Origin of the sequence: Xanthomonas vasicola, from assembly GCF_000772705.2 — a bacterium.
Classification (GTDB): Bacteria; Pseudomonadota; Gammaproteobacteria; order Xanthomonadales; family Xanthomonadaceae; genus Xanthomonas; species Xanthomonas vasicola.
This window is the reverse complement of the sequence record NZ_JSBW02000052.1, coordinates 123,413-135,864: the sequence shown is the minus strand read 5'-3', so window position 1 is coordinate 135,864 and position 12,452 is coordinate 123,413. Positions and strand designations below refer to the sequence as shown.

The following is a 12,452-nucleotide window of genomic DNA, read 5'->3' as shown; positions in this document are numbered from 1 at the left end:
AACACCTCACGCCGCGTCCGCTTGCGCTTGCCGTTGTACTCCGCATCGCCGAAGGTCAGTTGCATCGTCGTTGTCCGTTGCGTCTGTGTGATTGTCGCAGGATCAAGGGGAGTTGTTCAGAGTTTCCTTAACATGCATGCCGCGCCGGAGCGTGCTCCAGTGCGCGCAGTCCGTGACATGCTGCCAAGTCTGCGTAACCCATAGCCGGTGTTGCGGTGGCACGGTTGGATCTGCACCCGGATGTCCTCGTCTTGGAAAAGTTTGCAACCGCCGGTAAAGCGGTGACGTCAGCCTGGCTTCAAAAGATCCCCAACCACATGTAGTGCTGCACGATAGGCAGAATGACGGCCGCCGTGCTCAGCACCATCGCGCCGGGACTGAACATGCAGCGGTACAACAGCGGTGCCCGGTGGCGCCACGTCTGTGCGCATCGCGTTCCAGCATGGGGCAAGTGACGCGTGGCAGGATGCGCTGGGATTGATAGTTGAGCACCGCCATGCCTGCGCACAGCGTCAGAACCGATGCCCACGCGCCCGCCTGCAGGTGTTTCAGCAGTAGTGTGCTGCTGCACACCAGCACCGAGGTCAGCGTGGTGATGTGCATGAAACGACGGGCCGCCGTGGCCTCGCTGGCGGTTTGTGCGAAGCGCAGCTGGTACCAATACGGCCAGTAGGTGCCGATCCCGGCAACCAGCACCGCTCACGCAGCGAACAGTGCCGGCATGCCGAGCCAGAGGCTGAGCGCGCCAGCGCCGCCGCCCCGCCAAGCGCCGAGCCGCTCTGCCCGCTCGCGCCTAATTTGCCCGCGCCTCCGATGCCCGTCAGCACAACGGCCGCGCCAGCCGTGCCCGGCGCGCCCAACAGGGTGGCCGAGCTCACTGTGCTGGCGAAAGCTGCGCTGGGTGCGCTGCCGCGTGCGAAGTCGCCGAAGCGGCGCAGCAGCTCGCTGCGCACGCTGGCCCGTGCGCGCGACAGGCGTTTACGCACTGCCGCGTCGCTGAGTCCGAGCAGAGGCGCAACCTGCTGCGAGCTCTGGCCTTCGCGGTAGTACAGCAGCAGCGTTTTTGCGGCTTTCTTCGGGCAATGCAGAAATGATGTCGAGCGCGGCGATCTCTTCTTCCACCTGCAACAGTTGGTCGGTAGGCGAGGGCGCAGGGTTGGCGGCCATCGTGATGGCAAGGTCTGCCGCCTCGCCGCTGAGCGCACGATGACGGTTGGCGCAGCCAGTCGCGCGCCAGGTTGCGGGTGATCTGCCGAAGCCAGGGGAGAAAGCTTGCCGGCTGATGCAGCTGCGCCAGCTGCTGCCAGGCACGCAGGAAGGCCTCCTTGGCGATGTCTTCGCTGGCCGCGAGGTCGCGGGTGATCGCCAGTGCGATCGCGGTCACCGTGTTCTGGCAGGCAAATACGATGCGCCCGTACGCCTGCTGGCAGCCAGCCGCGGCATTGGGCAGTTCGCGTCGCAACATCAGATCCAGCGTGTGGGCGTTCATCGGCCCAATCCATGTCCTGTCGCCAGCATGACGCATGCCGGCAATGGATGTGACCGCGATGATCAGGGCGCCGCTCGTCGCGCCACCGGCCGGTCGCGCGGGCTAGCCGCGCTCAGCGCGCCGGCTGGATCCGCACGCGCATCTGTTCGTCGTCTGCGGCCGGTGGGGCGGCATCTTGGGTTGGCGCTTGCTGCGATGCCGGTTGTGCCGCCGGTGCCGGCGCGCTGCGATGGCGCATCACCACCACCATGGCTACGGCGCCGATCACCAGCAGCAACACCAGGCGGATGCGCCAGGCCCAGCTACGCGCGCTGGAGCTGGAGCCGTTCTCGCCCTCGCGGAAGGTGTATTCCACATTCGGTAGGTCGCGGCGGGTGGTGTCCAGCAGGCGGGCGTCACGCAACAGTTCGCGCGCACGTGGCTGATCGTTGGCATGCACGATCCAGACGGTGGGCTGCGCCTGGGCGTTGCTCTGTTCCAGGTAGCTGAACTGGCCGCCGCGCTTGCTCTGGTATGAGCGGCCATTGCTGAGGCGGATCTCGATGCCCGCATCGCGCAAGAGATTGGCCACGCCTTCGGCGGTTTCGATACGTTGACTGCTGAAGATCTTGCGCATGGTGGAAAACACCGTTGGGTCCGGAACAGATGGCGCCACTGCGGCGCCGGTTCAAGATGAAACATCAGGATGCGAGTGGTGCAGTCGGGTGACCGCGGACGCAGGGCGAGCCAGGATGCCAGCTTGCGGCGTCTGCGGTGCGCTGGGAAAGGTGCTTGGCTGCCTCAGCGCGGCCCGCGTGCGAACTGGCAATCGAACAGCGTGCGGTGCTGCCGCGCTTGCAGGCCTACTCCTTGGCCGGCACGGCAATCGCGCTGCCGTCAGGCACCACTCGGATCAGGCCTTCCTGCGTGGTGCTGGCCACCAGCACGCCGTCGCGGGTGAAGAACTGCCCGCGCGCCAGACCGCGTGAACCTTGCGCGGTGGGGCTGTCGAGCGAATACAGCAGCCAGTCGTCGGTGCGGAACGGGCGATGGAACCACAGTGCATGATCGAGCGAGGCCATCTGCACGTTCGGCGTGTAATAGCTGATGCCGTGCGGAAATGTCGAGGTGCCCAGCAACTGGAAATCCGAGGCATATGCCAGCAGCGCGCGATGCAGGCCCACATCGTCGCCGATGGGATTGCTCAAGCGCAGCCACATCTGCTGAAACGGCGGGCGCTTGGGGGGCTTGAGTTCATCGCGCGGAAACACATGGCGAAACTCGAACGGGCCGCCGCGCGAGAGCCAGCGCTGCACCTTGGCCGGCAGCTTGGCCAACACTTCCGGTGCCAGCGGTGCGGCCGGTTCGATGTCTTCCGGCGGCGGCACCACCGGCATCGCCGACTGATGCTCGGCACCGTCTTCGTGCTCTTGAAACGAGGCCGCGCAGAAAAAGATCACCTTGCCGTGCTGGATTGCCGTGATCCGGCGTACCGAGAAGCTGCCGCCATCGCGGGTGCGGTCGACGTCGTAAACGATGGGGTGGTCGATATTGCCGGCACGCAGGAAATACGCGTGCAGCGAATGCGCCTGACGGCCGTTTTCCACCGTCGCCTGTGCTGCCGATAACGCCTGGCCCAGCACCTGACCACCGAACACGTATTTGGTGCCGATGTCGCGGCTCTGGCCACGAAACAGGTTGTCCTCCAGACGCTCCAGCGACAGCAGGCTGATCAGTTCGGAGACGACGGGTTCGGCGGTGGCGGACAAGGGGCTGGCCTGGGCGTGCGACGGACCGCGAGTATACCGGCCCACCCAATGGGCGCCGCGACGGCGGAGCTCAGGCCTTCTGCAGGCGCGCCACCAGACCATGCAGCGCGGTCTGCGCATCTGGCGCGTACCAGCCATCGATAAAGCGCTCCAGCTGGATCAACTCTGGCGCCAATGCCGCGCGCAGGTCTGCGCGCGCAATCGCACGCGTGGTCAGCATCGGCTGGCGCGGCAGCTGTTGCAGCTCCTGCAGCCATGCCACCGCACGCGCGGTCACCAACTCGCCATCGACCAGCTCGTCCACCAGGCCGATCTTGACCGCCTGTTCGGCCGGTAGCAGTTGCCCGGAGATCAGCAGGCGCTCGGCGCGGTGCGCCCCGACCACGCGGCGCAACAGACGCTGGATGCCTTCCGGCGCGGCCAGGCCTACCTGTACTTCGTTGAGGCCGATCCCATAGGGTTTGGCGGTGTCGGCACTGCGCGCCATCACCCGGTAGTCGCAGCACAGCGCCAGCACGCAGCCGCCGGCCGGCGCATGCCCGCCGATGGCCGCCACCACCGGCACGCGGCTGTTGGCCAGCGCCCGCGCGGCATCGAAGAACGCAGTCCAAGTGGCCAGCAGCGCGGCGCGTTCGGTGCCGTGCGCCAGCAGATACGGCACATCCATGCCGCCGGAAAAGATCCGCTCGCTACCCGACAGCACGATGCCATCGACCTGCTCGCCCGCCTGCTGCACCGCGGCGCTCAGCGCCTGGCACAACGCGCTGTCCAGCGCATTGACCGGCGGACGCGCCAGACGGATTTCGCGAAGACGGCCATGGTCTAAGATCTGGATGCTCATTCGGGGCTCCTGGAGGTCGGGTCATGATAGACGGCAGTCGAAGCAGGCGGGTTAGGTGTGGTGGCATGGTGTTTGCGGCATTGGCGCTGGTGGCAGGTGCAGGCGCGTCGGCCCAATGCCTGCCCGAATTCAAGAATGGCTGGATCCGCATCCCGCCTCCCGGTGGCATGGGCATGGCAGCCGGTTTCGGCCAGTTTCATAACGGCTGTCCGCAGCCACTGAAGATCACTGCAGCGAAAAGCAGTGTGTTTGCCGATGTGTCCCTGCACGAAACCACGCAGACCAATGGCGTCAGTCGCATGCGTGCGGTTCCGGAGCTGGCATTACCGGCCGGCAAGTCGGTGCCGCTGGCGCCGGGCGGCCTGCATCTGATGTTGATGGACGCGACTGCGCCGCTGCAGGAAGGTGCGCAGGTGCCGGTGAGTTTCACCTTGCAGGACGGTCGCGAAATCAAGGCCACGTTGGAAGCACGTAAGCGCGCGCCCGGGTCCTGATGGTTTGACGCTGTCGCGCAACACACCTGCATGCAACCAAAAACGGCGGCTCCCGAAAGAGCCGCCGTTGATGTTTCGCGCTGACGGCGTCAGCGACCGGGTCGATAGAAAACTCAGCTGCTAGCCGCGCGCACCGCATCTGGCAGCGCCGCGCTCTTGCCGGTCTGCGTATCGATCCACACCACCACCACGTTGCCATCGGAGTACAGCTTGCTGTCATCCTTTTGGTCGAAGATGCGGTGGCCGATGGTCACGCTGCTGGTGCCCAGGCGTTCGACGAACAACTCGACGGTGATGTCGTTGGGCCAGATCAATGGCTGCTTGTAATTGACGTTGGTGGCAGCAACCACCGGCGCGATGCGGTCGGTCATCGCCACGCCTTGCACGCCCAGCATCCAGCGCACGCGCGCTTCCTCCAGATAGGAAATGTACTTGGCGTTGTTGACGTGGCCCATGCTGTCCATGTCGCGCCAGCGCACGCTGATCGGGATGCGTGCCAGAACCTTGTGTTCGCTCATCAGCTTGCCTTCTTCTTTGCAGTCTTCTTGGTGGCGGATTTGGCGACCTTGGCCACCTTCTCCGGTTTGACCTTGCGCGGCGGGCGCGCATCGGGCTTGTTGGCCATTGCCGCCGGCCGCGTCTCCCGCGCCTTCACCGACGGCAGCATCTTGGCCAGGAACTGCCCGGTGTAGGACGCCTTGTGTGCAGCCACATCTTCCGGCGTGCCGGAGACCAGGATGGTACCGCCGCGATGGCCGCCTTCCGGACCCAGATCCACAATCCAGTCGGCGGTCTTGATCACGTCCAGATTGTGTTCGATCACCACCACCGTGTTGCCTTCGTCGCGCAGCTTGTGCAGCACGACGAGCAACGCTTCGATATCGTGGAAGTGCAGACCGGTGGTCGGCTCGTCCAGGATGTACAAGGTGCGCCCGGTATCGCGACGCGACAGTTCCTTGGACAGCTTGACGCGCTGCGCTTCACCGCCGGAGAGTGTGGTCGCGCTCTGGCCCAGCTTGATGTAGCTCAAGCCCACATCGACCAGCGTTTCCAGCTTGCGCGCGATCGACGGCACCGGCTCGAACAGGCGCAGCGCATCTTCCACGGTCATCTGCAGCACGTCGCTGATGTTGAAACCCTTGTAACGGATCTCCAGCGTTTCGCGGTTATAGCGCTTGCCGTGGCAGACATCGCAAGGCACGTAGACGTCGGGCAAGAAGTGCATCTCCACCTTGATCATGCCGTCGCCCTGGCAGGCCTCGCAGCGGCCGCCACGTACGTTGAAGCTGAAACGGCCTGGCGAATAACCGCGTGCACGCGATTCCGGCACCTGCGCAAACAGCTCGCGCAACGGGGTAAACATGCCGGTGTAGGTCGCCGGATTGGAGCGCGGTGTGCGCCCGATCGGCGACTGGTCGATATCCACCACCTTGTCGAACAGGTCCAGATTTTCGACTTCGCGATGCGGTGCCACTGTATGCGAGGCGCCATTGATTTCGTTGGCGGCCAGCGTGAACAACGTATCGTTGATCAGCGTCGACTTGCCTGAGCCGGACACGCCGGTGATGCAGGTGAGCAAGCCGGCCGGAATATCCAGGTCGACATTCTTCAAGTTGTTGCCGGTCGCCCCGCGCAGATGCAGCATCATCTTCGGGTTGGGCTTATGGCGCTGCTTGGGAATCTCGATGCGACGCTTGCCCGACAGGTATTGGCCAGTGAGCGAACGTGGCGATTCCAAAATGTCCTGCAGCGTTCCTTGCGCGCAGATTTCGCCGCCATGCACGCCGGCACCGGGGCCGATATCCAGTACGTGGTCGGCCAGCCGAATCGCGTCTTCGTCATGCTCGACCACGATCACGGTGTTGCCCAGATCGCGCAGTCTCGTCAGCGTGCCGAGCAGGCGTTCGTTGTCGCGCTGGTGCAAGCCGATCGACGGCTCGTCCAGCACATACATTACCCCAACCAGGCCGGCGCCGATCTGGCTGGCCAGGCGAATGCGCTGCGCTTCACCACCGGACAAGGTGTCGGCCTTGCGCTCCAAGGTGAGGTAATCCAGGCCCACATCGACCAGGAAGCCCAGCCGCTCGCCGATCTCCTTGACGATCTTTGCCGCAATCTCGCCGCGCCAACCCGGCAGCGACAAACCACGGAAAAAACTCAGCGCTTCGTTGACCGGAAGCACCACCAGTTCCGGCAGTGGGCGATCGGCCACGAACACGTTGCGCGCAGCGCGATTCAAGCGCGTGCCGTTGCAGGCAGGGCAGGGCTGCTGGCTGACGTACTTGGTCAGCTCTTCGCGCACCGCCGGCGATTCGGTTTCGCGGTAACGGCGCTCCAGGTTCGGCAGGATGCCTTCGAAGCGATGCTTGCGCGTGGTGCGCCCGCCCGCATCGGTAAAGTAGGTGAAGCTGATCACCTCATCGCCGCTGCCGAACAGCACCGCCTGGCGCACCTTGGCCGGCAGCGTGTTCCATACCGCATCCACATCGAACTTGTAGTGCTTGGCCAGCGAGGCAATCAGCTGGAAATAATAGGCATTGCGTCGATCCCAACCGCGCACCGCGCCGGCCGACAGCGACAGTTCGGGATGCACGACCACGCGATCGGGGTCGAAGAATTCGGCCACGCCCAGGCCATCGCAGCTCGGGCAGGCGCCCACCGGTGCATTGAACGAAAACAGCCGCGGTTCCAGCTCCGGCAACGAGTAATCGCACACCGGGCAGCTGTACTTGGACGAGAACAGATGCGGCGCTGCCGCCGGGTCGTCCAGCGATTGCACCGCCACCATGCCTTCGCCGAGCTTGAGCGCGGTTTCGAAACTTTCCGCCAGGCGCTGCTTGATGTCTTCGCGCGGACGGAAGCGGTCGATCACCGCTTCGATGGTGTGCTTCTGGCGCAGCGCCAATGCCGGCACCGCATCGATTTCGTACAGCTCGCCGTCCACGCGCACGCGCACGAAGCCCTGTGCGCGCAGTTGTTCGAACACCTGCGCATGCTCGCCCTTGCGGTCGCGGATCACTGGGGCCAGCAGCATGTACCGCTGCTCCTGATCCTGGGTGAGCATGTGGTCGACCATCTGGCTGACGGTCTGCGCTTCCAGCGGGAAGCCATGGTCCGGGCAGCGCGGCTGGCCCACGCGTGCGTACAGCAGGCGCAGGTAGTCGTAGATCTCAGTGATCGTGCCGACCGTGGAGCGCGGGTTGTGCGAGGTGGATTTCTGTTCGATCGAAATCGCCGGCGACAAGCCTTCGATATGGTCCAGGTCCGGCTTTTCCATCACGCTGAGGAACTGGCGCGCATACGCCGACAACGACTCGACGTAGCGGCGCTGGCCTTCCGCATAGATGGTGTCGAACGCCAACGACGACTTGCCCGAGCCGGACAGGCCGGTGATCACGATCAATTTGTCGCGAGGCAGGTCGAGGTCGATGTTCTTGAGGTTGTGCGTCCGCGCGCCGCGGATGCGGATGAAATCCATCGCCATGGGGGATCCGATGTCGGGCCGGCGAACCGGCAGTGGTGCGAGCGTGCTCAGCAGGAATGAGTGGCAGTCGATCAGCCTACCCGCCGACTTAGGTGAGGGCAATTGCCCCAAATGCCAGTCTGCTGGGGCCGTTGTGGGGGCCGGATGATGCGTTCTGCCAGCCCGTTGTCAGGTGGTTGCGGCAAGAGTGCTTGCCACTTGACCCGAAACCGGCTAAGCCAGTACAATCCCGCTCCTGTTTGCCCTAGGGCATGGCAGTGCGACCATAATAACTACAGAGGAAAACCTGGTCATGTACGCAGTTTTGGTAACCGGCGGTAAGCAGTACCGCGTCGCGCAGGGCGAAACGCTCCGCGTGGAAAAGCTCGAAGTCGAAGCTGGCAACGAGATCAAGTTCGACACCATCCTGATGCTGGGCGATAGCGATGGCATCAAGCTGGGCGATGCGCTGAAGGGCGCCTCGGTCACCGCCAAGGTTGTGGCCCACGGCCGCGCCGACAAGGTGCGCATCATCAAGTTCCGTCGCCGCAAGCACCACATGAAGCGCCAGGGACACCGTCAGCATTACACCGAAATCGAGATCACCGGCATCGCCGGTGGCGACAAGAAGTAAGGAGAACCAGTCATGGCACATAAAAAGGGCGTAGGTTCCTCGCGCAACGGTCGCGATTCGAACCCGAAGTACCTCGGCGTGAAGATCTTCGGTGGCCAAGCCATCGACGCCGGCAACATCATCGTGCGTCAGCGCGGCACCCAGTTCCATCCGGGCGCCGGCGTCGGCCTCGGCCGTGACCACACCCTGTTCGCCCTGGTGGACGGCAAGGTGGAGTTCTCGGTCAAGGGTGCGAAGAAGCGTCGCACCGTCAGCGTGGTTGCCGAGGCGTAATCGCCCGCTCCATGCAGGCCAGTTCGCTAGGCAGCAATGCCCTGCGAACGAGACGGAAAGCCCCGCTTCGGCGGGGTTTTTTGTTTGAGAGCCGGGAGTGGGGATTCGGGATTCGGGATTCGCAACTGCGGATTCCGATACGTTCCGATGCCGTCGCTTCCTGCTTTCCCGCAGCTGCCAAGCGGCGTGCTGCGGTGGTGTTACCAATTCCAAATTACGAATCCCAAATCTCATGAAGTTAGTCGACGAAGCAGAAATTCTGGTCACCGCCGGCAATGGCGGCAACGGCTGTGTCGGCTTTCGCCGCGAGAAGTTCATCCCGCTCGGCGGGCCTGATGGTGGCGATGGCGGTAGCGGCGGCAGCGTCTGGATCGTGGCCGACGAGAACGTCAACACGCTGGTCGATTTCCGCCATGAGCGCACCTTCAAGGCGCAGCGCGGCGAGAACGGCATGGGCCGTCAGGCCTACGGCAAGGGCGGCGAAGATCGCATCATCGTGGTGCCGGTCGGTACCGTGGTGATGAACGTGCAGACCGACGAAGTCATCGGCGACCTGACTCAGCACGGCGACCGCTTGCTGGTGGCCAAGGGCGGCAAGGGCGGCCTGGGCAACATGCATTTCAAGAGTTCGGTCAACCGCGCACCGCGCCAGTCCACCACCGGTGAAGAGGGCGAGGAGCGCCTGCTCAAGCTGGAGTTGAAGCTGCTGGCTGACGTTGGCCTGCTGGGCTTCCCGAATGCTGGTAAGAGCACCTTGATTCGCGCGGTGTCATCGGCAACGCCGAAGGTGGCCGATTACCCGTTCACGACCCTGTACCCGAATCTGGGCGTGGTCAGTGTCGAGGCGTACCGCAGCTTCGTCATCGCCGACGTGCCGGGCCTGATCGAAGGCGCTGCCGACGGCGCCGGCCTGGGTACGCAGTTCCTGCGCCATCTGCAGCGCACCCGCCTGCTGCTGCATCTGGTGGATATTGCTCCGATGGACGGTGGCGTGGAAGGCGTGTCGCCGGCCGAGCAGGTGCGCACCATCGAGCGTGAGCTGGAACGGCATGATCCCGAGCTGCTGAAGAAGCCGCGATGGCTGGTGCTCAACAAGGCCGACCTGATGTTTGAAGACGAGGCGCGTGCCGCTGCAGAAACCATCGTGGCCGAGCTGGGCTGGATGGCGCCGTGGTACCTGGTCTCCGCCCTTGGGCGCGATGGCACGTTCCCGATCATGAAGGACGTCATGGCGTTCTTCGACCGCCAGCGCGAAGACGAGCTCGAAGCGCGCAATGCGGGCTAAGTACAGGCGCATACACACAAAAAACCCGGCCAAGGCCGGGTTTTTCTGTATTGCAGGAAGCCAGGCTTCCGGCAACGCACCAACTGATCGCTTACGCGGCCTTGATGGCCTTGATGCGAGCGGTCAGGCGGCTCTTGTGACGCGCAGCCTTGTTCTTGTGAATCAGGCCACGGGCGCTGAAACGGTCGAGGATGGGCTGAGCAACGGCGAAAGCAGCTTCGGCGCCTGCAGCATCGTTGGCGTCAAGGGCCTTGATCACCTTCTTGACGGCGGTGCGCAGCATCGAACGCTGACCGGTGTTGCGCTCATTGCGCACAATGGTCTGCTTGGCGCGCTTCTTGGCGGACTTGATATTGGCCACGGTGGTGGGTTCCTGAAAAATCGGTATGGTGGAAAAAGCAAGCGCGAAAGTATGATGGACCCAGATATGTACGTCAAGTCAGTTGTCAAGAGGGATGCAGCGTGAGTAAGCCCGGCATGTTGAGAGGCCTACTCTCATTTAGCAGTATGACCATGGTTTCACGGGTGCTGGGGCTGGTTCGCGACCAGGTCATCACCACCACCTTCGGCACCAATGCGGTGACCGATGCGTTCTGGGTGGCCTTCCGGGTCCCCAATTTCTTGCGCCGGCTGTTTGCCGAAGGCTCGTTCGCCACCGCCTTCGTGCCGGTGTTCACCGAGGTCAAGGAAACCCGTCCCCATGCCGAGTTGCGCGAGTTGATGGCGCGCGTAGCGGGCACCCTGGGCGGAGCGCTGCTGCTTGTCACTGCACTGGCACTGATCTTCGCGCCGCAGCTTGCCACGCTGTTCTCCAGTGGCGTGGGCACCGATCCAGCCAAACACGGCCTACTGGTGGATCTGTTCCGGCTGACCTTCCCGTTTCTGCTGTTCGTTTCGTTAACCGCGCTGGCGGGCGGGGCGTTGAACAGTTTTCAAAAGTTCGCGATGCCGGCGCTGACCCCGGTGATCCTCAACCTGTGCATGATCGCCGGCGCCGTGTGGCTGGCGCCGCGATTGGGCGGTACGCCGGAAAAGCAGATCCTTGCACTGGGCTGGGCGGTACTGGCGGCGGGCATGCTGCAGTTGTTGTTCCAGCTGCCTTCGCTGAAAGGCATCAACCTGTTGACCCTGCCGCGCTGGGGCTGGCGTCATCCAGGCGTGCGCAAGGTGCTGACCTTGATGATCCCAACCTTGTTCGGCTCGTCTATTGCGCAGATCAACCTGCTGCTGGACACCGTCATCGCGGCCAAGCTGGCCGATGGCTCGCAATCGTGGCTGTCGCTGGCCGACCGTTTCCTGGAATTGCCGCTGGGTGTGTTCGGCGTGGCACTTGGCACGGTGATCCTGCCGGCGCTGGCCCGCCATCACGTCAAGACCGACCGCGCTGCCTTCTCCGGCGCGCTGGATTGGGGCTTCCGCACCACCTTGCTGATTGCGATGCCGGCCATGCTGGGCTTGTTGCTGCTGGCCGAGCCGTTGGTGGCGACGTTGTTCCAGTACCGCCAATTCACCGCGTTCGATACGCGCATGACCGCGATGTCGGTCTACGGGTTGAGCTTTGGCTTGCCGGCCTACGCCATGATCAAAGTGCTGCTGCCGGCCTTCTACGCGCGCCAGGACACCCGCACCCCGGTGCGTGCAGGTGTCGCGGCGCTGATCGCCAACATGGTGTTCAACTTCGCGTTGCTGGCGGTGGTCTACCAGATCATGGTGCCGCCCGAGCTCAAGGCGCAGGGTGTGATGCAGGCGATGGGCAAGCAGCCAGGCCTGCATCTGGCGCTGGGGATCGCCAGTGCACTGTCGAGTTATCTCAACCTGGGATTGCTGTGGTACTGGCTGGGTAAGTCCGGCGTGTATCAGCGCCGGCCGGGCTGGAGCGGCTATGTGCTGCGTCTGCTGCTGGCGTGTGCGGCGATGGTGGCGGTGCTGTTGAGTTTGCTGTGGTGGCTGCCGTCGTTTACGCAGATGGGGAAATGGGACCGCATCGGTTGGCTTGCGGTACTGGTGGGCAGTGGTGGGGCGGCCTATCTGGTCGCGCAGCTGGCACTGGGGCTGCGGCCGCGGCATCTGCGCGAAGGCTAGGCAACTGCCGAACAGGAGTGGACGTGCAAGGCCGCCCGCGCTACAGGGTCTCGGGCAGCCAATCGCATGGCGATCAATCGGGCGCTGCCGCGCCCAAGTGCGTGCCCATGCGGCTTGACAGGCCCGGCTATACTTGCAGGTTA

11 protein-coding genes and 1 pseudogene are annotated in these 12,452 nt (G+C 64.0%); 5 read left to right on the top strand and 7 right to left on the bottom strand.

Translation table 11 applies throughout. The features are described from left to right. Positions 1–298: 298 nt before the first annotated feature. From NX05_RS22820 to NX05_RS15350, 4 genes and pseudogenes are all read right to left on the bottom strand, one after another. Positions 299–1,489 (bottom strand): annotated as a pseudogene (locus tag NX05_RS22820) (RNA polymerase sigma factor). Positions 1,490–1,601: 112 nt separating this feature from the next. Further along, on the bottom strand, positions 1,602–2,105 hold the full coding sequence (locus NX05_RS15360) for a putative signal transducing protein (RefSeq protein WP_017113044.1): 504 nt from the start codon (positions 2,103–2,105) through the stop codon (positions 1,602–1,604). Positions 2,106–2,331: 226 nt separating this feature from the next. Further along, the gene (tesB, locus tag NX05_RS15355; protein ID WP_039435723.1) at positions 2,332–3,237 is read right to left on the bottom strand and encodes an acyl-CoA thioesterase II; all 906 of its coding nucleotides are present in this window, start codon (positions 3,235–3,237) and stop codon (positions 2,332–2,334) included. Positions 3,238–3,307: 70 nt separating this feature from the next. Then, complete coding sequence (locus tag NX05_RS15350; RefSeq protein WP_039435720.1) at positions 3,308–4,078, bottom strand: enoyl-CoA hydratase/isomerase family protein; 771 nt, start codon at positions 4,076–4,078, stop codon at positions 3,308–3,310. A 65-nt stretch (positions 4,079–4,143) separates the two neighbouring features. Here NX05_RS15350 and NX05_RS15345 point away from each other — a divergent pair, with 65 nt between their 5' ends. Beyond that, positions 4,144–4,572, top strand: a complete 429-nt coding sequence (locus tag NX05_RS15345) for a copper chaperone PCu(A)C (RefSeq protein ID WP_039435717.1) — start codon at positions 4,144–4,146, stop codon at positions 4,570–4,572. Between the two features lie 113 nt (positions 4,573–4,685). Here the strand turns inward: NX05_RS15345 and NX05_RS15340 are convergent, their stop codons facing one another. After that, positions 4,686–5,090 (bottom strand): acyl-CoA thioesterase, encoded by a 405-nt coding sequence (locus tag NX05_RS15340; protein ID WP_007967522.1) that lies wholly within the window; start codon positions 5,088–5,090, stop codon positions 4,686–4,688. Next, positions 5,090–8,056 (bottom strand): excinuclease ABC subunit UvrA, encoded by a 2,967-nt coding sequence (uvrA, locus tag NX05_RS15335; protein ID WP_017118018.1) that lies wholly within the window; start codon positions 8,054–8,056, stop codon positions 5,090–5,092. The genes NX05_RS15340 and uvrA overlap by 1 nt, the downstream gene beginning before the upstream one ends. A 292-nt stretch (positions 8,057–8,348) precedes the next feature. On the opposite strand from uvrA, the gene rplU reads away from it, so the two are divergent. The 3 genes from rplU (at position 8,349) to obgE (ending at position 10,227) form a co-directional block, all read left to right on the top strand. Beyond that, complete coding sequence (rplU, locus tag NX05_RS15330) at positions 8,349–8,669, top strand: 50S ribosomal protein L21 (RefSeq protein ID WP_003484328.1); 321 nt, start codon at positions 8,349–8,351, stop codon at positions 8,667–8,669. 12 nt (positions 8,670–8,681) lie between these two features. Further along, positions 8,682–8,942, top strand: coding sequence for a 50S ribosomal protein L27 (rpmA, locus tag NX05_RS15325; RefSeq protein WP_010365804.1), 261 nt, complete (start codon positions 8,682–8,684; stop codon positions 8,940–8,942). Between the two features lie 232 nt (positions 8,943–9,174). After that, the gene (gene obgE / locus NX05_RS15320) at positions 9,175–10,227 is read left to right on the top strand and encodes a GTPase ObgE (protein WP_039435714.1); all 1,053 of its coding nucleotides are present in this window, start codon (positions 9,175–9,177) and stop codon (positions 10,225–10,227) included. Between the two features lie 91 nt (positions 10,228–10,318). Here obgE and rpsT read toward each other — a convergent pair whose 3' ends face one another. Beyond that, positions 10,319–10,588, bottom strand: coding sequence for a 30S ribosomal protein S20 (gene rpsT, locus NX05_RS15315; RefSeq protein ID WP_003484323.1), 270 nt, complete (start codon positions 10,586–10,588; stop codon positions 10,319–10,321). 116 nt (positions 10,589–10,704) lie between these two features. On the opposite strand from rpsT, the gene murJ reads away from it, so the two are divergent. After that, positions 10,705–12,309, top strand: coding sequence for a murein biosynthesis integral membrane protein MurJ (murJ, locus tag NX05_RS15310; RefSeq protein WP_010365813.1), 1,605 nt, complete (start codon positions 10,705–10,707; stop codon positions 12,307–12,309). Positions 12,310–12,452: the final 143 nt, after the last annotated feature.

Bases quoted from the DNA above. Each gene is read 5' to 3' on its own strand.
- NX05_RS15360 (WP_017113044.1), bottom strand. From the start codon at position 2,105: ATGCGCAAGATCTTCAGCAGTCAACGTATCGAAACCGCCGAAGGCGTG.
- NX05_RS15350 (WP_039435720.1), bottom strand. From the start codon at position 4,078: ATGAGCATCCAGATCTTAGACCATGGCCGTCTTCGCGAAATCCGTCTG.
- NX05_RS15345 (WP_039435717.1), top strand. From the start codon at position 4,144: ATGGTGTTTGCGGCATTGGCGCTGGTGGCAGGTGCAGGCGCGTCGGCC.
- NX05_RS15340 (WP_007967522.1), bottom strand. From the start codon at position 5,090: ATGAGCGAACACAAGGTTCTGGCACGCATCCCGATCAGCGTGCGCTGG.
- uvrA (WP_017118018.1), bottom strand. From the start codon at position 8,056: ATGGCGATGGATTTCATCCGCATCCGCGGCGCGCGGACGCACAACCTC.
- rplU (WP_003484328.1), top strand. From the start codon at position 8,349: ATGTACGCAGTTTTGGTAACCGGCGGTAAGCAGTACCGCGTCGCGCAG.
- rpmA (WP_010365804.1), top strand. From the start codon at position 8,682: ATGGCACATAAAAAGGGCGTAGGTTCCTCGCGCAACGGTCGCGATTCG.
- obgE (WP_039435714.1), top strand. From the start codon at position 9,175: ATGAAGTTAGTCGACGAAGCAGAAATTCTGGTCACCGCCGGCAATGGC.
- murJ (WP_010365813.1), top strand. From the start codon at position 10,705: ATGTTGAGAGGCCTACTCTCATTTAGCAGTATGACCATGGTTTCACGG.